This is a genomic window from Nocardia jiangsuensis (genome assembly GCF_042650385.1).
Taxonomy (GTDB): domain Bacteria; phylum Actinomycetota; class Actinomycetes; order Mycobacteriales; family Mycobacteriaceae; genus Nocardia; species Nocardia jiangsuensis.
The window spans coordinates 1-19,998 of the sequence record NZ_JBHSAX010000008.1; the positions used below are offsets into that span (position 1 = coordinate 1).

Annotated in this window: 13 protein-coding genes and 4 pseudogenes; 7 read left to right on the top strand and 10 right to left on the bottom strand. The window is 69.8% G+C overall.

Going from position 1 to position 19,998, the window contains the following annotated elements; translation table 11 throughout:
* Positions 1-465 (top strand): tetratricopeptide repeat protein (locus ACFO0B_RS09095; RefSeq protein ID WP_378611898.1); only part of this gene is annotated, 465 nt, incomplete at its 5' end.
* A gap of 117 nt (positions 466-582) precedes the next feature.
* On the opposite strand, the pseudogene ACFO0B_RS09100 reads toward ACFO0B_RS09095, so the two are convergent.
* The 3 pseudogenes from ACFO0B_RS09100 to ACFO0B_RS09110 form a co-directional block, all read right to left on the bottom strand.
* Positions 583-996 (bottom strand): annotated as a pseudogene (locus ACFO0B_RS09100) (transposase); the annotation flags it as partial.
* Positions 997-1,054: 58 nt separating this feature from the next.
* Positions 1,055-2,286, bottom strand: a pseudogene (locus tag ACFO0B_RS09105) (IS256 family transposase).
* Positions 2,287-2,369: 83 nt separating this feature from the next.
* A pseudogene (locus ACFO0B_RS09110) lies at positions 2,370-3,109 on the bottom strand (IS256 family transposase); the annotation flags it as partial.
* 70 nt (positions 3,110-3,179) lie between these two features.
* Here ACFO0B_RS09110 and ACFO0B_RS09115 point away from each other — a divergent pair.
* Positions 3,180-4,345, top strand: a protein-coding gene (locus tag ACFO0B_RS09115; protein WP_378611899.1) for an IS3 family transposase whose coding sequence is annotated in 2 segments (ribosomal slippage) — positions 3,180-3,462 and positions 3,462-4,345 — 1,167 coding nt in all. Because the reading frame shifts where the segments join, the coding sequence is not laid out codon by codon here.
* 17 nt (positions 4,346-4,362) lie between these two features.
* Here ACFO0B_RS09115 and ACFO0B_RS09120 read toward each other — a convergent pair.
* A pseudogene (locus ACFO0B_RS09120) lies at positions 4,363-4,503 on the bottom strand (IS256 family transposase); the annotation flags it as partial.
* A gap of 714 nt (positions 4,504-5,217) precedes the next feature.
* On the opposite strand from ACFO0B_RS09120, the gene ACFO0B_RS09125 reads away from it, so the two are divergent.
* Both ACFO0B_RS09125 and ACFO0B_RS09130 read left to right on the top strand, forming a co-directional pair.
* On the top strand, positions 5,218-6,072 hold the full coding sequence (locus ACFO0B_RS09125; RefSeq protein ID WP_378611900.1) for a helix-turn-helix domain-containing protein: 855 nt from the start codon (positions 5,218-5,220) through the stop codon (positions 6,070-6,072).
* Positions 6,069-6,269: a DUF397 domain-containing protein gene (locus tag ACFO0B_RS09130; RefSeq protein WP_378611901.1), complete on the top strand. Its 201-nt coding sequence runs from the start codon at positions 6,069-6,071 to the stop codon at positions 6,267-6,269. The genes ACFO0B_RS09125 and ACFO0B_RS09130 overlap by 4 nt, the downstream gene beginning before the upstream one ends.
* A gap of 5 nt (positions 6,270-6,274) precedes the next feature.
* Here the strand turns inward: ACFO0B_RS09130 and ACFO0B_RS09135 are convergent, their stop codons facing one another.
* The 6 genes from ACFO0B_RS09135 to ACFO0B_RS09160 all read right to left on the bottom strand — a co-directional run bounded on the left by ACFO0B_RS09135 (position 6,275) and on the right by ACFO0B_RS09160 (position 17,478).
* Positions 6,275-7,924, bottom strand: coding sequence for an ABC transporter (locus tag ACFO0B_RS09135; RefSeq protein ID WP_378611902.1), 1,650 nt, complete (start codon positions 7,922-7,924; stop codon positions 6,275-6,277).
* Positions 7,921-9,363: a glycosyltransferase gene (locus ACFO0B_RS09140; protein ID WP_378611904.1), complete on the bottom strand. Its 1,443-nt coding sequence runs from the start codon at positions 9,361-9,363 to the stop codon at positions 7,921-7,923. Before ACFO0B_RS09140 ends, ACFO0B_RS09135 begins: the two co-directional genes overlap by 4 nt.
* Positions 9,360-10,838, bottom strand: a complete 1,479-nt coding sequence (locus ACFO0B_RS09145) for a hypothetical protein (RefSeq protein ID WP_378611905.1) — start codon at positions 10,836-10,838, stop codon at positions 9,360-9,362. The genes ACFO0B_RS09140 and ACFO0B_RS09145 overlap by 4 nt, the downstream gene beginning before the upstream one ends.
* Complete coding sequence (locus tag ACFO0B_RS09150) at positions 10,835-12,772, bottom strand: cellulose biosynthesis cyclic di-GMP-binding regulatory protein BcsB (RefSeq protein WP_378611906.1); 1,938 nt, start codon at positions 12,770-12,772, stop codon at positions 10,835-10,837. The genes ACFO0B_RS09145 and ACFO0B_RS09150 overlap by 4 nt, the downstream gene beginning before the upstream one ends.
* A gap of 149 nt (positions 12,773-12,921) precedes the next feature.
* Positions 12,922-16,464 carry a DNA polymerase III subunit alpha gene (gene dnaE / locus ACFO0B_RS09155; RefSeq protein WP_378611907.1) on the bottom strand — a complete coding sequence of 1,181 codons (3,543 nt, stop codon included), beginning with the start codon at positions 16,462-16,464 and terminating at the stop codon, positions 12,922-12,924.
* Between the two features lie 279 nt (positions 16,465-16,743).
* Positions 16,744-17,478 carry a hypothetical protein gene (locus tag ACFO0B_RS09160; RefSeq protein ID WP_378611908.1) on the bottom strand — a complete coding sequence of 245 codons (735 nt, stop codon included), beginning with the start codon at positions 17,476-17,478 and terminating at the stop codon, positions 16,744-16,746.
* Between the two features lie 129 nt (positions 17,479-17,607).
* Between ACFO0B_RS09160 and ACFO0B_RS09165 the strand changes: the two genes are divergently transcribed.
* The 3 genes from ACFO0B_RS09165 to ACFO0B_RS09175 all read left to right on the top strand — a co-directional run bounded on the left by ACFO0B_RS09165 (position 17,608) and on the right by ACFO0B_RS09175 (position 19,721).
* Complete coding sequence (locus ACFO0B_RS09165) at positions 17,608-18,093, top strand: nitroreductase/quinone reductase family protein (RefSeq protein ID WP_378611909.1); 486 nt, start codon at positions 17,608-17,610, stop codon at positions 18,091-18,093.
* 81 nt (positions 18,094-18,174) lie between these two features.
* A complete protein-coding gene (locus ACFO0B_RS09170; protein WP_378611910.1) occupies positions 18,175-18,849 on the top strand; it encodes a hypothetical protein in 675 nt (224 codons plus the stop codon).
* A gap of 11 nt (positions 18,850-18,860) precedes the next feature.
* Positions 18,861-19,721: an ADP-ribosylglycohydrolase family protein gene (locus ACFO0B_RS09175; protein ID WP_378611911.1), complete on the top strand. Its 861-nt coding sequence runs from the start codon at positions 18,861-18,863 to the stop codon at positions 19,719-19,721.
* Positions 19,722-19,998: the final 277 nt, after the last annotated feature.

Consider the following 19,998-nt stretch of genomic DNA (forward strand, 5'->3'; position numbering starts at 1 on the left):
GTGGCGCAGGATCAGCGGCGTTTCGACCAAGCCGAGGACTACTACCGCCAAGCCCTCGACCTGAAACTGGAGTTCGGCGACCGCCACAGCGCCGCGAGCACCTACCACCAACTCGGCATGGTGGCGCAGGAACAGCGGCGTTTCGACCAAGCCGAAAACCACATACGGCAAGCACTCCAGGCATACCGGGACACCGACGACGAACGCGGCGCCTCGCAGGTGACCACGACCCTGGGCCGCGTACTGGCACACACCGGGCAGCACACGGAGGCGTTCACCGTTCTGGTCGAGGCCGCCGTCGGCTGGTGGAAGTTGACCGGCGAGTTCGACTCCGGGGACATCGGATTGCTCAACCAACAACAACCCCATCTCGACCAACACACCATCGACGCCATCATCGACGCGCTCGGACCGGCCACCGCGACCGCACTCCGACAACAACTCGACCAACGTGAGGAGCCTTGACTATCTGCGCGCCTGAATATTTCGAGTATCTGCGCGCGGTTGCATCGCCGGTTGGAACGTGTGCGGTCAAGTCCAAATGCGTGGTGTAGGAGAACGGTCTCCGCGTGATCCTGGTGTTCAGGCGGTCAGTTCGGCAGGGGCTTGCTCCTGTTCGGTGGTGAGGTCGGTGCGTCCGCGTGAGCGGGCCAGGACGTCGAGGCCGAGGTAGCGGCGGCCCTCGATCCACTCGTCGTGTTGTTCGGCCAACACGGCGCCGACGAGGCGGATGATCGAGTTGCGGTCGGGGAAGATCCCGACGACGTCGGTGCGTCGCCGGATTTCCTTGTTCAACCGTTCCTGGGGGTTGTTCGACCAGATCTGACGCCAGATCTGTTTCGGGAACGCGGTGAAGGCGAGCAGGTCGGCGCGAGCGGCGTCGAGGTGGTCGGCGATCTTCGGCGGTTTCTCGGACAGTGCATCGAGCATTCGATCATATTGTGTGGCAACAGATTCAGCGTCTGCCTGGTCGAATACCGAGTGCAGCAGGATCCGTCCCAGGTCAAGTCCAAATGCGTGGTGTAGCGGGATGGTCACCGCGTGATCGGGTGGGTCAGGCGGTCAGGGCTGCGGGGTTGGCCTCCTGTTCGGTGTGGTCGGTGAGGTCGCGGGATCGGGCCAGGACGTCGAGGCCGAGGTAGCGGCGGCCTTCGATCCATTCATCGTGCTGCTCGGCGAGCACGGCCCCGACCAGGCGGATGATCGAGTTGCGGTCGGGGAAGATCCCGACGACGTCGGTGCGGCGCCGGATTTCTTTGTTCAACCGTTCCTGGGGGTTGTTGGACCAGACCTGGCGCCAGATCTGTTTCGGGAACGCGGTGAACGCGAGCAGGTCCGCGCGTGCGGTGTCGAGGTGGGCAGCGACTTCCGGCAGCTTCTCGGCCAGGGTGTCGAGCATCCGATCATATTGCGCTGCAACTGATTGCGAGTCTGCTCGGTCGAAGACCGAATGCAGCAGGGTTCGCACCCAGGGCCACGAGGATTTCGGGCATATCGACATCAGGTTCACGGTGTAGTGGGTGCGGCAGCGCTGCCAGGACGCGCCCGGCAGGGTGGCCCCGATCGCGGCGACGAGCCCGGCGTGGGCGTCGGAGGTGACCAACTCGACCCCGCTCAGGCCGCGGGCGACCAGGTCGCGGAAGAACGCCAGCCAGCCGGCGCCGTCCTCACCGGAGTCACCTGGACGCCGAGGATTTCCCGGTAGCCCTCGGCGTTGACTCCGGTGGCGATCAGGGTGTGGACGTTGACCACGCGACCGTTCTCGCGCACCTTCAGCACCAGGGCGTCCGCGGCGAGGAAGGTGTAGGGGCCCTGGTCCAGCGGCCGGGTGCGGAACGCCTCGACCTGGGCGTCGAGCTCGGTCGCCATGATCGAGACCTGGGACTTCGACAGCTTCGTCACCCCCAAGGACTCGACCAGCTTCTCCATCCGCCGGGTGGAGACCCCGAGCAAGTAGCAGGTCGCGACCACCGAGGTGAGGGCACGTTCGGCGCGTTTGCGGCGCTCGAGCAGCCAATCCGGGAAGTAGCTACCCGATCGCAGCTTCGGCACCGCCACGTCGATCGTGCCGACCCGGGTGTCGAAGTCGCGGTGGCGGTAGCCGTTGCGGTGGTTGACCCGCTCCTCGGAGCGTTGCCCGTAGCCCGCCCCGCAGACCGCGTCGGCTTCAGCGCTCATCAAGGTCTGGATGAACGTCGCGAGCATCTCGCGCAGCAGGTCCGGGCTCGCGGCGGCGAGTCGATCCGACAGCATCTGCGGTAGGTCGATATCGTTGACAGAGGTCATCGCGTGAAACTTCCTTCTCATGACTTGGTAGGTCTTCTGAAGGATCACGCGGTGACCGCTCTCTTCCCGGCTACGACACGCTCAGACTTTGCTGGCGCCTGGTCGTACACCACTCTGCTGGACGCAACCCCGTCCCACGGCCACGAATTCTTCGGTGTGATGCTCATGAGGTTCACCGTGTAGTGGGTCCGACAGCGTTGCCAGACGCCCCAGGCAGGGTGGCTCCGACCGCGGCCACGAGACCGGCGTGGGCGTCGGAGGTGACCAGCTCGACCCCGCTCAAGCCGCGGGCGACCAGGTCGCGGAAGAACGCCAGCCAACCCGCGCCGTCCTCACCCGAGGTGACCTGGATCCCGAGGATCTCCCGGTAGCCCTCGGCGTTGACCCCGGTGGTGATCAGGGCGTGGACGTTGACCACGCGTCCGTTCTCGCGGACTTTCAGCACCAGGGCATCAGCGGCGAGGAAGGTGTAGGGGCCTTGGTCGAGGGGGCGGGTGCGGAACGCTTCGACCTGGGTGTCGAGGTCAGCGGCCATGATCGAGACCTGCGACTTCGACAGTTTGGTCACTCCGAGGGACTCGACGAGCTTCTCCATCCGCCGGGTCGAGGCGCCGAGCAGGTAGCAGGTCGCGACCACACTGGTCAGTGCTCGTTCGGCGCGTTTGCGGCGCTCGAGCAGCCAATCGGGGAAGTAGCTGCCCGTGCGCAGTTTGGGGATCGCGAGGTCGATCGTGCCCACACGGGTGTCGAAGTCGCGGTGGCGGTAGCCGTTGCGGTGGTTGACGCGGTCGTTGCTGTGTTCGCCGTAGCCGGCGACGCAGAGCGTGGGGCTGGTGCACGGGTAGGTGTCATCGATCTGGCTTGCTGAGAGGTGGGCCTGGAAGGATGTCATCGTGCCCAAGCCTTATCCCCGCGAGTTCCGTGACGACGTGGTCCGCGTCGCCCGCAACCGTGACGAGGGGGTGACCCTGGACCAGATCGCCGCGGATTTCGGGATCCATCCGATGACGTTGTCGAAATGGATCCGCCAGGCCGATGTCGATGAGGGTGTGAAGCCGGGAGCCACGACGAGCGAGTCGGCGGAGTTGCGGGAGCTGCGGCGCCGTAACCGGCTGCTCGAGCAGGAGAACGAGGTCCTGCGCCGCGCGGCGGCGTATTTGTCCCAGGCTCAGCTGCCGGGAAAAAGATCTACCCGCTCGTGAAGGAGCTCGCTGCCGACGGGACTCCTGTCGTGGTGACGTGCCGGGTGTTGAAGCTCGCTCGCCAGCCCTACTACCGCTGGCTGGCCGCCCCGGTCACCGACGCAGAACTCGCCGAGGCCTACCGGGCGAACGCCCTGTTCGACGCTCACCGCGATGACCCGGAGTTCGGGTACCGGTTCCTGGCCGATGAGGCCGGTGCCGCGGGTGAGCCGATGGCGGTGCGGACGGCGTGGCGGATCTGCTCGGCGAACCAATGGTGGAGTGCGTTCGGCAAACCCCGCCGCGGGTCGGGCAAACGACCAGGGCCGCCGGTCCACGACGACCGGGTGCGCCGTGAGTTCACCGCTTATGGTCCGAATCGGTTGTGGCTCAGCGATATCAGTGAGCATCGGACCGGCGAAGGCAAGCTCTATATCTGTGCGGTCAAGGACGTGTTCTCGGGTCGGATCGTCGGCTATTCGATCGACTCGCGGATGACTTCGCGGCTGGCGGTGACCGCATTGCGCAACGCGGTCGCTCGCCGCGGTGAGGTGGCCGGCTGCATTGTTCACACCGACAGAGGGTCGCAATTCCGCGCTCGGCGCTTCGTGCACGCGCTGAACAAGTTTCGCATGGTGGGGTCGATGGGCCGGGTGGGTTCGGCCGGTGACAACGCGGCGATGGAGAGCTTCTTCAGCCTGCTGCAACGCAACGTCTTGGACCGGCGAGCCTGGGAAACCCGCGAGCAACTCCGGATTGCGATCGTGGTCTGGATCGAACGCACCTATCACCGGCGTCGGCGCCAGGACCGGCTCGGCCGGTTGACCCCGATCGAGTACGAAGCAATCATGACCCCGGCAGCCCGACAGGCTGCCTGAACACCGTCACCTGTTCGTGCACCAGGCCCCGTGTCAGCCTCGGCGCCCATCAAGGTCTGGATGAACATCGAGAGCATGGTGCGCAGCAGGTCGGGACTCGCGGCGGCGAGTTGGTCCGACAGCATCTTGGATGGGTCGATAGGCTGGAGATCGGTCATCGCGTGGTTCTCCTTCTAGTGACTTTGGCGGTCTCTTGAAGAATCACGCGGTGACCGTTCCTCGTCCGGCTACGACACGCTCAGACATTGCTGGCGTCAGGCCGTAGACCACTCTGCTGGACGCAACCCAACCCCGTAGCAACTGACGACCACCTTGAGGGCCGGTCACGGTAGTACAAGCCGCGGAGTTCCGGCGAGCCCATCACGTCGAAGTCGTAGTAGTCGCGGCTCGCCTGGAAACTCTCACCGAAGGCTCCTCCAGGGTTCTCGACAGCGCCTTCCGTCCACGTCCGGAGGGGTGTCGGACGAGACGGACGCATCGCGGTGGTCGCGGCTCCTGGAGGGCGTCTCTCCCGATTGTGTGCCGGTGTGCATTGGATTCTCCGCGGTTGCAGGAGTCCGGGTTCGGAAGGGCCCAGTCCTGTCTCCAGGCCGTCGAACTGACGCACAGAAGGGAAGTCCCACGTTCGTCCCGGGCCGGGCGCGGGCGATGGCAGACCGTTCCGGGCCGATGCGATTTTCGCGAGATCGGAGAATGCACAGCAGCCGAACCGAACCAGTTAAATTGGCTCAGAATGTACTGTAAACCGTTGACTATGAGGCATTTTCACTCGTCCGAAGGGGAGATCTGTGGCATCCAAGAATAGGGGCCCCAGTGTTCAAAATGGGGGATCCAGAACTGAGGAGCGTGCGAATCCGCACTCGGGTTCGACGGTGCCGCGACGACAGCTGGGGCGGCATCTGCGGGAGCTGCGGCAGGAGTCCGGGCTGACGATTGCGGAGGTTGCTCGGCTGATCGAGCGGGGCGCGGGGACGGTGCAGCGGCTCGAGACCGGGACCCCGCACCGGATCCGGCTGCTCGATATCGAAGCGCTATGCCGAGTCCTGCAGGCGGACGCGACCATGACCGACGCACTGCTCGGCCTGGCCAGGCAGGGCAACGACCGGAGCTGGTGGCACGAGTACGGCGACCTCATCCCGAGCGACTTCGACGTCTACATCGGACTGGAATCAGCTGCACGGACATTGACGTCGTTCAACGTCCTCGTGCCCGGGCTGCTCCAGACACCGTCCTACGCCGAATCCCTGATCCGAGCGGCATACCCGGACAACGAATCGTCCGATATCGGCCGCCGCGTTCAGATGCGGCTACACCGCCAGAAGATCGTCACCCGCGAATGGCGGCCCATCCGCATGACCGCCCTGCTGGACGAGCAGATCCTGCACCGGATCGTCGGCAGCCCGGCGATCATGGCCCAGCAGCTCAAACATCTCGCCGACGTCGGCACGCGCGGCAACGTCGAGGTGCGAGTGGTGCCCTTCGCCGCCGGTGTCCCGCTCGGTGACCTCACCGGCCCGTTCACCATCCTCGACTTCGAACAGGGCACGAAGGGCAGACGCGAGCCGTCGGTCGTCTATGTCGACGGCTACACCGGCGATCTCTACCTCGAGCGGTCCGAAAGCGTGGATCGATATCGAATCGCCTTCCAAACCAGCGCCCGCGTAGCGTTGAACCCGCAGCAGACACGTGACCTGCTCAGGCAGGTGGCAAGGAGGTACGTGCGGTGACCGTCGATTTCGCGGGGGCGCGCTGGTTCAAGTCCACCAAGAGCGGCAGCAAAGACTGCGTCGAAGTCGCCTTCGTGGGTGCTCAGGTCGGTATCCGAGACTCGAAGCACATCGAGCGCGGGCACCTGACGTTCCCCGCGAGCGCCTGGGGTGCCTTCAGTTCCGCGATCGCACGCGGCGATTTCGACCTGCGGTAGCCCCGTCACCCGCTAGGTCTTGGCGGAATCACCCGGTAGAGCCGCCAATTCGGCTGGTCCTGGCCGTCGTTCGGCGCCTCCAGCTCCAGCACCGCCACCTCGCCGCCGTTCTCGTAGATGGTCGGGTAGCGGCGGTTGACCGCGTCGGCGGTGCCGCGGCCGACCGGCGGGACGGCGAGGATGTAGCGCACGCCGTGCGCGGCCGGGTCGCTGAGGACGGTGATGAAGTCCTCGTCGGAGGGGATGACGAACTGCTCCGGGTGGTCGGAGGCGACCACGATGCCGAAGCCGGAGACGCTGTCGGTGAGCACCGAGCCGTCCGGCAGGTGCTGGGCGTCGAGGTAGTCGGCGATGGCGCGCTCGGTGCGGAAGGAGGCGAGGATGCGGCGCTCGGTGTCGACCGTCGGGGCGGTATCGCCGGGGCCGGTGAAGAGGCTGCGCAGCGCGTACTGCTGCACCGAGATGGTGGGTTCGGCGAGGCCGAGCGCCGTGATCGGCAGGCTCAGCACCAGCAGCGCGCCGCCGAGCGCGGCGGCGGCGCGCGCCCGCGGGACGGCGGCGCCGCGCGGCCTGGCGTTGCGGCCCGGCCGCCGCGCGGCGGGCGCGCCGACCGGTGGGGCGAGCTGCAGGGTGTAGACGCAGACCAGCGGGATGCCCGCGATGTAGAAGCGGAGCAGCGGGAAGGTGGCGCCGCGGAAGTAGGCGTACGCCTGGAAGGCCAGCACCGAGCCGAAGATCAGCGTCGGCACCAGCACCTCGATGTCCCGGCGGCGCAGCCCGAGCGCCAGCGCGACCGGCGCGATCAGCGGCAGCGCGGGAGCCAGAATCAGCAGCCCGGCCGCGGAGAAGCCGAGCGCGGCGAGCCCCTGCTGCGCCGCGCCGCCGGACTGCTCGATGATCGCGGCATTGCCGTAGGCCGAGCTGAACTGGGCCAGCCCCTCGCCGGTGAGCAGCCAGCTGGTGACGAACCAGGTGAGCACCGCCAGCGCCCCCGGCCCGATCAGCAGCAGCGCGTCGAGCACCCCGGCGGCCACCCGGTCGCCGCGCTTGCGGTCGCGGGCAGCCAGGTAGCTGCGCAGCGCGACGAAGGCGGCGGCGACCACGATCGGCACCACCGCGTCGTACCTGGCCAGGTAGCCGAGGCCGAGCGCGGCGCCCGCGGTGATCAGGTCGTGGATGTCGTCGGTGCGGACCCAGCGGATCAGCCTGCGCACCGCCCAGCAGCCGCAGAAGACGAACGGCGCCTCGCTCATCCCGGTGAGCGCGTAGCAGAGGATCATCGGGTTCACCGCGAAGACCGCCGTCACCAGCACGATCAGCCATCGGGGTGCGCCGCGGTCGACGCCGATCCCGTGCACCTGCACCACCGCGCCCGCCATGAAGAGCGCGGAGACCACGACCCCGGCCACGCCGTACCTGGTGAGCGCGGGCAGCCACGGGCTCAGCGCCACCAGCGGCAGCTCCAGCAGCGCGGTGAGCGGGGTGAAGACGAAGCCGATCGCGGCCAGGTGCGGGTCGCGGCTGAAGAGCACCGCCTGCACCGCCTGCACCCGGCTCAGCGCGTCGCCCATGAGGTAGCCGTGCCGCACCGCGAGCAACCAGCCGAGCACCAGGTAGACCAGGGCGGTGCCGGTGAAGAGCGGCCGTGTCCTCACGGCGCAGGCTCGTCGGTGGTGACCTCCAGCCCGTGCGCCGTCTTCTCCCAGTACGACGGGTTGCGCAGCAGCTGCCACACCCCCTTGATGGCGGCGATGCTCATCATGAACCAGTAGATCGGCACGGTCAGGCAGGCGACGAGCAGCCGGGGGTCGCGGCCCTCGCGGCAGCCGATCAGGTTCATGTAGACGGTCAGCGCGTTGCCGAGGACCAGGCTGATCAGCGCCGGGTAGTAGACCGCCGGCGGGAAGACCCAGGCCACCGCGCGCGGCTGGCCGAGCAGCCAGAGCAGCAGCACCAGCCAGAAGAGCGCGTTCACGCAGGCGATCAGCGGGGTGCCCGCGAGCAGCAGGGTGAAGCGGAGGAAGGCGGCGGTGCCGATCGCGCGGCAGAGCCGCACCGGGTGCCTGGTGTGCACGAGCCAGGACTGGAGATACCCCTTGTACCAGCGGGAACGCTGGCGCAGCCAGTTGATCGGGTCGCTGTTCGCCTCCTCCCAGGTGACCGAGTTCAGCACCGCGGTGCGGTAGCCGTTGATCGCCAGCCTGACTCCGAGGTCGGCGTCCTCGGTGACGTTGTACGGGTCCCAGGCGCCGATGTCGTCCAGCACCCGGCGGAGCAGGTGGTTGGAGGTGCCGCCGAGCGGGATCGGCGCGTTCACCCGCATGACGCCGGGCAGCAGGTAGCTGAACCAGACGTCGTACTCCACGGTGAACCAGCCGGTGAGCAGGTTCTGCCTGCCGTTGCGGAAGGCCAGCTTGGCCTGCACGCAGGCGGTGCGCGGGTCGGAGCGGGCGAAGGTGGCGACCACCTTGCGCAGCTGCAGCGGGTCCGGGATGTCCTCGGCGTCGTAGATGGTGAGGATCTCGCCGGTGGCGAAGTGCAGGCCGTAGTTGCAGGCCTTGGGTTTGGTGCGCGGGTCGGCGGCGGGGACCAGGATCACGGTGGCCACCTGCTCCACCCCGGCGGCGGCCGCGGCGGCGATGGTGGTGTCGTCGTCCTCTTCGAGCAGCAGCAGGATCTGCAGCTTGTCCTTCGGGTAGTCCAGCGCGGCCATGGCGGCGATGAGCTGGCCGATCACCTCGGTCTCGTCGTAGGCGGGCATGAGCACGGTGTAGGGCGGGAGCTCGGCGTCCGGGACGGCGCGCGCCTCGTCGTCGTCGATCTGGACGATGGCGTCCGCGGGCAGCCCGCGCCGGAAGATCACCAGCCGGTCGATCAGCGCGGCGACGTAGGCGAGCGTGCTCACCGCGGTGAGCGTGGTGAGTGTGGGGATCGGCGCGAAGATCCCGCCCGCGATCAGCAGCGCGAGCAGCGCGAAGGCGACGACGCGCTGCCACGGCGTGAAGGGGACGGCCGCCGACGCGCTGGGGGTGCGCTCGCGCAGCCCGGAGACGGCGTCGTGCAGCGCGGCGGCGCGGAACTCGGGATCGGTCACGGCGCCTCCCACTGCCGGGCGACCAGTGCCCTGCCGAAGGTGGTGAGCAGGTCGACGTCCTTGTACTCGGGCTTGTCGTCCACCGCGACGGCGTTGCCGCGCATCATGATCGTGAAGGTCTGCGCGGCGATCGAGCCCATGTTCGGCGACGGCGCGGGGAACGGGGCGCCCGGCTCGTGGTTGTCGACGGCGATCACCCGCACCGACTCCACCACCGCGCCGCGGTGCCAGATGAAGCTCAGGTAGGTCCAGGTGAGGAAGAGGTTCTCGTCCACGATGGTGTAGATCCGGCCGGTCTGGCCCGGCGCCAGCTCGATGGTGAGCGGGTCGGAGCGGCGGGCGTAGATGGTGGAGTACAGCGTCTGGCCCGGGTACACCTGGAGATTGAAGACGTCGTCGGTGTTCAGCGTGTCGACCACGAGGGTCCGCCTGCGGCCCTTGGTGTCCCAGGCGTCGACCACACGGTCCGCGGTCACCGCCTGGCGGACCAGGGTGGCGCCGACGCCGTAGTACTGCGGCGCCCAGTCCAGCCGGGCGAACCCGGTCTGGGTCCAGCCGTCCGGCACGCTCAGCCCCGGTTGGTCCACGAGCGGCGGGCCGGTGCCGATCCGCTGATCGATCGGCGGCGGAAGGGGAAGCAGGGAGAGCGCGATCGTGGCGGCGGCGAGCACGATCAGCGCGGGCCACGGGCGCGCGACGGTCGGCTCGCGGCGCGGCACCAGGTGCGCGTTCGGCTCCCGGTGCCGGATGGTGTGCCCGATGAAGTAGAGCCCGACCCCGGCCACCGCGACGGCGGCGGGCAGCTGCTGTACCAGCGGGTTCGGGATGCCCGTCGTCGCCAGGTCCAGCAGCCCGACCAGCACCAGCCCGACGAGCAGCCCGGCCAGCGCGCCGAGCAGCCCGCGCAGCCAGGTGCGGGCCACCGCGATGCCAGCGCAGAACCCGACGAACAGCACCGACACCACCGCCGACGCCTTCCAGTCGCCGCCGAGCAGCACCGCGAGCGCGCGGTACGGCAGCGGCCCGAAGAGCAGCACCACCAGCCAGACCGGCCAGAACCGGCCGGTCGCGCGCAGCCCGAACATCAGCACGCAGCCGCCGAAGTAGTAGGCGACGCCCGCGTACATGTCCAGCCGGAGCAGGTCGAAGGTGTCCGGGTAGCGCGGGACGAGCAGCCCGACGATCACGACCGCGAGGACGAGCGCCATGCCGCCGACGATGTAGTCGACCTGCCGGTCGTGGATGGGCAGCTCCCGGTAGCGGCGCCGGGCGATGCCGATCGCGGCCACCAGTGCCACCAGCGGCAGCATCACGAAGTAACCGACCCGCTGGCCGTTCTCGGCGCCGGGCTGCAGGCGGCTCAGCGACTCGTGGAAGGCGATCGCGCCGCCGCCGACGATGGGCGCCCAGCGCAGGCTCACCGCGAGGATCGGGTGGCGCAGCCAGAGCGGGCGCTGCGCGGTGTCGGTGCTCACGCCCGGCGGCCGGGGCCGCGGCGGGCTCGGGTGAGCAGGACGAGGACGGCGCCGATCAGCCCGATTCCGAGCAGCACCGCGCCCGCCACCAAGAGAGTGGTGTGGTCGTCACTCTGCTGCTCGGCGGGCAGCGTGGCCGGCGCCTGCAGCAGGATCGGCTCCCGGTCGCCGGTCTGCACCAGCACCCCGCCGCGCAACCCGTACCAGCGGTCCGGCTCGGCGCGCAGCCAGTCGAGCAGCCGATCGGTGGCGGCGGGGTCGCCGGTGGAGGTGGCGACCAGCAGCATCCGGTCACCGCTCCAGGCGGCCTGCAGCGAGCCGAGCCGCTGCCCTGGCAGCTCCACGCTCTGCGCGGGACCACCGTCGGCGTCGGCGACGGTGACGCTCGGCCCGATCACGGTGAGCGGGAGCTCGAGCGAGTCCGGCAGCCCGCCGTCGGCCGCGATCAGGACGGCGGGGCGGTCCGAGTGCAGCGCGGCGTCGAGCGGGACCAGCTCCGGGCGCAGCGGCGCGAGCGTCATCCGCTGCAACCCGGTGAGCAGCCCGAGCGCGCGACCGGCGTCGGCCAGCGTGCCCTCGCTCAGCCCGACCTGCACGGCGGGCATGAGCGCCTGCGGCAGCGCCTCGAACCCGCCGGGCACCGGCGGCACCCGCCGCACGCTCTCCACCGTGCTCTCCGGGTCGAGGGTGAGCGTGGCCGGCTGCGCCGCCTCGCAGCCGGCTTCGCCTGCGACCTGCAGCACCACCGCGACCTCGGTGAAGCGGCCGAGCAGCCGATCCGGGATGTCGATCCAGCGGTCGATGCCGCCGGAGCCGTCCACCGGCCAGTGGTCCAGCGTGCTGTCCCCGACGGCCACCGTGAGCTGCCCGTTCGCCCCGTCCGGCAGCGGTGTGTAGTTACCGCGCAGATGGATCCGCACGGTCCCTGACGGGCGGCCGAGCCGGGTCTGATCCACCGCGATCGGGATCCGGACCCGGCCCTGGCCGGTCCCGCTCAGCGTGGTGACGCCGAGCTCGCGCAGCGTGACGCTGTCCGGCGCGAGCTGCGGCGCCGGGGCGAGCGAGCCGGCGACGGCGTCGGTGTCCGCGGCGATCCAGGCCATATTGCTGGTGATCAGCCGGGCCTGGGTGCGCAGCTCCGCGCCGCGGCCGGTGACCGCGAGCACCGGGCCGCCGGGGGCCGCGGTCTGCAGCGTGGTGCCCGCGGTGTCCGCCTCGGTGATCACCACCCGGCGCTCCAGCAACCCCGGCTGCTCCGCCGGAATCGCACCGCCGGGGCCGAGCGGGCGCAGCTCCACCGCGACGGTCTGGTTGGCGTACCTGGCGACGACGGCGGTGCCGAGCTCGAGCGCGGTGGCCGTCTCGTCCGCCGACGGGGTGGCGGGCAGGTACAGGGTGAGCCGGTTCAGCACCGGCGGCAGGAAGTCCGCGATCACTCCGGGCTGCGCCTCGTCGCCGGTGTAGTCGACGGTGGCGTCCACCAGGGCGAGCGTGCCGCCCCCCGCGGCGCACCAGCCCGCGCCCATGGCGGTCAGGTGCGAGTGCAGCGTGACGGTGGCTGCGCCGTTCAGTACCGGGACCCCGGCCAGCGGCAGGCTCACCGGCAGCGTGGCGCTGCCCGGCGGCACCTCGACCGAGCCGACCACCCGGCCCTGCACCTCGACGTCGATCCGCCCGGTCCCGGCGTCCGGCGCGACCTGGAGGGTGCCGCGCAGCGCGGCGGGCGTCATCCCCGGCGGCACCGGAACCACCAGCGCGACCACGTCGTCGCGGCCGTCGAAGGTCTGCACGGCGGTCAGCCCGAGCGCGGGGAGCGGGAACTGCGCGTCCTGCCGCAGCGGGGCCGCCGCGGCGGGCGCGGCCAGTACCAGCACCACGGCCCCGGCCGCCGCGCAGCGAGCGATACCGGACCGGATCGAACCGGCGACTGTCATGCCCACACCTCCACCACACGAGCCGAGATCAGGACGAACGACCCAACAATAGGACCGAATGCCCTGGTCACCTCGGTATCAGTGGTGCGTGTTCCCCATATTGAACCGATCCGCTGACCGCCGGGCGGCGCAGCGCGTTCCGGTGTAGCTCAGCCCGCCAGGCAACCGGGGCCGAGCAGCGCCTTCAGGTCGCCCATGAGCGCCGATGACGGCGAGACCCGGAAGCTGTCGGCGAGCTTGAGCACGGTGGTCTTGTCCCTGGCCCCGACGTGCCGCACATGCACGTCGGCGGTGCCGGGGTGCCTGATCAGCACCCGCTTGAGCTCACCGATCTTGTCCGGCGTGCACATCCGGGTGGTCACCGTGACGGCGAGCGGCTTGGCGACGCCGATGGTGGAGAGATCCGGCACCGCGAGGTCGTTGGCGATCAGCGAGATTCGATCATCGCGCACGCTGACCCTCGCCTTCACCAGCACGATGGCGTCCTCGACCACGTCCATGCCGTAGAGCTGGTACGACTGCGGGAAGAAGAGCACCTCGATGCCGCCGGTCAGATCCTCCAGCTGGGCCGAGGCCCAGGCCAGGCCGTTCTTGTTGACCCGCCGGTTCACCGAGGCCAGGATGCCGCCGACGGTCACCTGGGTGCCGTCCTTGAGATCGCCCTCCAGGATGGCCGGGATCTGGGTGTCGGCCTGCGCGGCGAGCACGTGCTCGACGCCGTTCAGCGGGTGCCCGGAGACGTAGAGCCCGAGCATCTCCCGCTCCAGCGCCAGCCGGTGCTTGGACTCCCACTCGTCGTCCGGCACCGCGACATTGAAGATCGAGGTGATCGACTCGTCCGCGTCCACCCCGCCGAAGAGGTCGAACTGCCCGATCGCCTCGGCCTTCTTGGTGGTCATCACCGCGTCGATGGCGTCCGAGTGGATCAGCAGCAGTCCCTTGCGGGGGTGCCCGAGCGAGTCGAAGGCGCCCGCCTTGATCAGCGACTCGGTGACCTTCTTGGTGCAGGCCACGGTATCGATCTTGTTCAGGTAGTCGGAGAAGTCGGTGTACTTCGACTTCTCCTTGCGCGCCTGCAGGATCGAGGCCACCACGTTCGCGCCGACATTGCGCACCGCGCCGAGCCCGAACCGCACGTCGGTGCCGACCGAGGCGAAGTTCAGCTCGGACTCGTTCACGTCCGGCGGCAGCACGTGCACGCCGAGCCTGCGGCAGTCCGAGAGGTAGACGGCGGCCTTGTCCTTGTCGTCGCCGACGCTGGTGAGCAGCGCCGCCATGTACTCGGCGGGGTAGTTCGCCTTGAAGTAGGCGGTCCAGTAGGAGACCAGGCCGTAGGCGGCGGCGTGCGACTTGTTGAAGGCGTAGCCGGCGAACGGGAGGATGGTGTCCCAGAGCGCCTTGATGGCGGCCTTGGAGTAGCCGTTGGCCTGCATGCCCGCCTCGAAGCCCTCGAACTCCGCGGCCAGCACCTCGGCCTTCTTCTTGCCCATGGCGCGGCGCAGGATGTCGGCGCGGCCGAGCGAGTACCCGGCCACCTTCTGCGCGACGTGCATGATCTGCTCCTGATACACGATCAGGCCGTAGGTCTCGCCCAGGATCTCCTTCAGGGGCTCGGCCAGCTCCGGGTGGATCGGCTTCACCTCCTGCCTGCCGTTCTTCCGGTCCGCGTAGTCGTTGTGCGCGTTCATGCCCATCGGGCCGGGCCGGTAGAGCGCGCCGACGGCGACGATGTCCTCGAAGGCGGTGGGCTGCATGCGGCGCAGCAGGTCGCGCATGGGGCCGCCGTCCAGCTGGAAGACGCCGAGCGTGTCGCCGCGCTGCAGCAGCTCGTAGGTGAGCTTGTCGTCCAGCGGCAGCGCGTCCAGGTCGATCTCGATGCCGCGGTTGAGCTTGGCGTTGTCGATCGCGTCGCCGAGCACGGTGAGGTTGCGCAGGCCGAGGAAGTCCATCTTGAGCAGGCCGATGGCCTCGCAGGACGGGTAGTCCCAGCCGGTGATGATGGCGCCGTCCTGGGCCCGCTTCCACACCGGGATGGCGTCGGTGAGCGGCTCCGAGGACATGATCACCGCGCAGGCGTGCACGCCGGCGTTGCGGATCAGCCCCTCGAGGCCGCGCGCCGTCTCGTAGATCTTGGCGATGTCCGGGTTGCTGTTGATCAGCTCGCGGACCTCGGCGGCCTCCTTGTACCGCTCGTGGTTCGGGTCGGTGATGCCGGAGACCGAGATGTCCTTGGCCATGATCGGCGGCGGCAGCGCCTTGGTGATCTGGTCGGCGATGGCGAAGCCGGGCTGGCCGAAGAGCACCCGCGCCGAGTCCTTGATCGCGGCCTTGGTCTTGATGGTGCCGAAGGTGATCACCTGGGCGACCTTGTCGGTGCCCCACTGCTCGGTGGCGTAGCGCACCATCTCGCCGCGGCGGCGATCGTCGAAGTCGATGTCGATGTCGGGCATCGACACGCGCTCGGGGTTCAGGAAGCGCTCGAAGAGCAGGCCGTGCGGGATCGGGTCGATGTTCGTGATGTGCAGGGCGTAGGCCACCAGCGAACCGGCCGCCGAGCCGCGGCCGGGGCCGACCCGGATGCCGACCTCGCGCGCGTGCTTGATCAGGTCGCCGACGACCAGGAAGTAGGCGGGGAAGCCCATCTCCAGGATGACGCTGATCTCGTAGTCCGCCCGGTCGGCGTACTCGCGCGGCACCCCGTTCGGGAAGCGCTGGTCCAGGCCGCGGGCGACCTCCTTGCGCAGCCAGGTGGCCTCGGTCTCGCCCGCGGGCACCGGGAAGACCGGCATCCGGTCGCGGTGCTGCCAGACCTCGTCGTAGGACTGCACCCGCTCGCCGATGCGCACCGTGTTGTCACAGGCGCCGGGGACCTCGGCGTCCCAGATGGCGCGCATCTCGGCGGCCGACTTGAGGTAGTAGCCGTCGCCGTCGAACTTGAACCGGGTCGGGTCCGAGAGCGTCTTGCCGGTCTGGATGCAGAGCAGCGCCTCGTGGTTGGTGGACTGGTCCTTGGTGACGTAGTGGCAGTCGTTGGTGGCGATCGGCGGGATGTCGAGCTGCTTGCTGATCATCAGCAGCCCCTCGCGCACCCGGCGCTCGATCGAGAGGCCGTGGTCCATCACCTCGAGGAAGAAGTTCTCCGGGCCGAAGATCTCCTGCCACTTGGCCGCGGCCTCCAGTGCCTCGCGCTCGTGGCCCAGCCGCAGCCTGGTCTGCACCTCGCCGGACGGGCAGCCGGTGGTGGCGATGATGCCCTCGGCGTGCGCGGCGATGATCTCCTCGTCCATCCGCGCCCACTTGCCCAGCTGGCCCTCGATCGAGGCCAGGCTGGAGAGCTTGAACAGGTTCCGCAGCCCGGTCGCGTTCTCCGCGACCATCGTCATGTGGGTGTAGGCGCCGGAGCCGGAGACGTCGTCGCCCTTCTGGCTCGGATCGCCCCACTGCACCCGCTTGGTGTTGAACCGGGAGGCGGGCGCGATGTACGCCTCGATCCCGATGATGGGTTTGATCCCGGCCTTCTTCGCCGAGTTGTAGAACTCGGAGGCGCCGTACATGTTGCCGTGGTCCGTCATGCCAACCGCGGTCATCCCGAGCCGGTTCGCCTCGGCGAAGAGCGGCGAGATCTTGGCCGCGCCGTCGAGCATCGAGTACTCGGTGTGGTTGTGCAGGTGAACGAAACCGGACTCGGCCAAGACGGTCCTACCTCCCAGGGTCGCGACGGGATCGGGACGCGTTTCGCTCGGCGGGAGGGCGTGCCGTCCCGCCGTCGATCCGGCCCGAGTGGCCGAGTTTAGGCGTCGGCGCGAGCCGGTGCGAGCCGCCCCGCCGACGTCGCGGGACGGCCGATATGCATCCCGGCGCGTCGCCCTCGGCGCGTCGGAAATCGGGCCGCGCGGGCCGCGTCCGGCGCTCCGGCGAACATTCGGCACCGGCCGCTCTCCGGTCCGCTCGGCCGGGTGGGGACATGCCGCTCACCCCGTCCGCTGATCGGTGACCGGCGACTGCGCCGCGGTGCCGCGCCCCTCGTCCGCGGCGGTCCACCCGGTGCGCCCGCCGACCCCGTCCAGCACCGCGGCCACCTCCCGGACCCGGCCGGTCCGATCCTGCGTCGCCACCTCCACCGCCAGCCCCCGCAGCCGCCCGCGCCCCGCGCCCAGGCCGTGCGCCCCGGCCAGGTGGCTGCGAATCCGCAGGTCCGGGTGCGGCCAGTCCTGCCCGGCGACCAGGAGCACCGCTTTCTGGGTGCGCACCCGCCCGGCCAGCGTGCGGGCCCGGGCGGGGGGGATGTCGACCCGGTGATCCAGCACGATCAGGTCGATCCCGTCGGTCAGCGCCGCCACCACGCCGAGCGGATCCTGCCCCGGATCCCGGATGACGGCGAGCCGCTCCAGGTCACCGCCCATCTCGTGGAAGGCGAGCAGCCCGCGCCGCCCGCCGCCGACCAGCGCGGCCCAAGACCCGTCCGCCGTGACGGCGGCCAGCAACCCGAGCAGCACCGTGCTGCTCCCGGCATAGGTCACCGTCGACCCCTTGGCCAGCCCGCCGTCCGGAAAGATCGGGCCGAGCGCCGCGGGCACCGCGAGCACCGGGGTGCGCGCGAGCGCGGGGCCGGGGACCCGGTCGATGACGTCGCGCAGCGCGGCCACCCGCTCGGCCTTCGACATCGCGGCGAGGCGCTCCGGGTCCAGCCGGTCGCGAGCGCTCATCGCCAGATCCACTCGAACATACTTTCGAGTCTGTCATACCTCCGTGCCAGGGGGAACGATGTCCGCGCCACCGCGAAACCGTTCCGAGTTAGGACCCGAGCTGTCCTAACCGCCCGAGATACTCGAATCATGAACGACACGGATCAGGCCGACATCACCGACTACAACGACCCGAATGCGCCGTGGAACCAGGCGTGGGACCAGGAGGGCGGCATCGCCGGCTGGAACGACGACGTGATCACCGAGTTCCGGGAGAACTCCGGCAGGGTGGGCGGCGCCTACGCGGGCGGGGACCTCATCCTGCTCACCACCACCGGCGCCAGGAGCGGCAAGCGGCACACGACTCCACTCGGCCCCCTGTACCGCGACGACACCCTGTACGTGAGCTCGTTCATCGAGGACAAGTACCCCGCCTGGTGGCACAACATCAAGGCGAATCAGCAGGTCACCGTGGAGTACGGGGACAAGACCCACCACGCGACCGGCAGGGTGCTCGAAGGTGCGGAGTACGCCGAGTTCGCGGCCTGGGTGCTGGCGAACAACCCGCTGCTCGCGGACTTCCAGTCCAAGGTCGATCGGCCGATTCCGCTGGTGGTGCTCACGCTCGACAGCTGAGCGCCGCTCTCGACGCCATGGCATCGTCGACATGGAGACACACGACGAGGCCGGGCACCGACGGCGGAGGGGAAGCAGACCGTGGACGCGCACACCTACATCATCCGAGCGGGTCGCGACCCCGCCGCCGCGGGCGATCGCGACACCGTCGGCGGGTGGCCCGTCCTCGACGCCGGGCAGCCGTGGCCGGTGTGCCCGTGCGGGGCCAGGATGGCGCTCTACTTCCAGCTCCTGGTCCCCGCCGACGTCGCGCACTTCGCCGGCGACCAGCTCCTGGTCTTCCAGTGCCCCGTCGAGAGCGACGCCTGCTTCCAGGCCACCGGGCAACTCCCGCCGGAGTTCTGGGACCACCCGCCCGCCAATGACCACGCGCACTGGCGGATCCTGCTGCAGCGCGACGCCACCGAGGTCGCTGAGCTCGACCCGCACCTGCGCCCGCACCGGCTGACGCTGGAGCGCGCGGTGGACGACGACGATATCCCCGGCTACGACGGCCCGCTCCAGGACTTCAAGGTCGGCGGCTCCCCGCACTGGTTCCAGGGCGCCGAGCACCTGCGCTGCCCCTGCGGCGCGGAGCTGGTATTCCTCGGCCAGGTCGCGGAGAACTACGACTTCGGCGGTTTCCGGAACGACACCGCGCAGGCGGCCGAGGCCATCGCCTTCGACGACGGGTTCCTGCTCGGCAACATGGTCTACCTGCTCGCCTGCCCCGCGCACTGCCACCCCGCGGCGATCTACCCGGTCTGCCAGAACTGAGCGGGACTCCGGTGCGGAACGAGCGCGCGACGGCTTCACTGCGCGGGCTGGCGACGGGTGACGGCTTCGGCTCCTGCTTCACCGATCCGCTCGGCAGCGCCGCCCTCGCGACGCGCACACCGCCGCCGGGCCCGTGGCTCTGGACCGACGACACCGAGATGGCCTGCTCGGTGTACCGGATCCTGCTGCGGCACGGTCGGATCGAGCAGGACGCGCTCGCCCTGTCATTCGCCGAGCACTACGACATCTACCGGCGCTACGGGCCGGGCACCACGCGGATTCTGCGGCTCATGCGCCGTGACGGCACGGACTGGCGCGAGCTGGCTCCGCGGGCCAGGGGTGGGGCGGGGTCGTGGGGTAACGGCGCGGCGATGCGCGTCGCACCGCTCGGCGCGTATTTCGCCGACGTCCCGGATCGGGTTCCGGCGCAGGCGGTCGCGGCCGCCGAGGTCACCCACACGCATCCGGAGGGGATCGAGGGAGCGGTCGCGGTGGCCGTCGCGGCCGCGCTCGTCGCCGCCGAGCCGGGGTTGCGCGGACCCGCGCTGCTCAGCGCGATCGCCGATCGGACGCCGTCCGGGGCGGTACGCGACCGCATCCTCGCCGCGCGGGAGATCAGCGAAACCGGCTCGGCGGCGGCGGAACTCGGAACCGGGCAGGAGTGCCGGGCCCTCGACACCGTCCCGTACTGCCTGTGGCTCGCCGCCCGCTACCGCAACCGGTTGACCGAGGCGTGGTGGACCGCGGCGGCGGCGGGCGGCGATGTGGACACCACCTGCGCGATCGTCGGCGGCGTGCTCGCGGCCGACCCCGGCCTGCCCGCCGAGTGGTCGGCGCGGACCGAGCCGCTACCGGCCTGGGCCCTGCCCTGAACCGAGTGGCAGACGACGGCCTGGGTCGCGGGGTCGTAGTCGGAGTAGGCCCACCGCTCGGGGCCGAAGCCGAAGGGGACGACGGTCTGCCCAGCGGGCAGCGCAATCCGGCCCGTCCCGATCCCGAGTTCCAGAGCCCGCCCGCCACCCGCCGATTCGGCCAGTACATCGACGGCGGGCGTCACCCGTTCCGGCGCGAACTGCTCCGCCACGTTCCGGTCGTAGGTCGCGGCGACCGCCTCCCCGAAGTAATCGATCACCCGCGGACGGTAGCGCC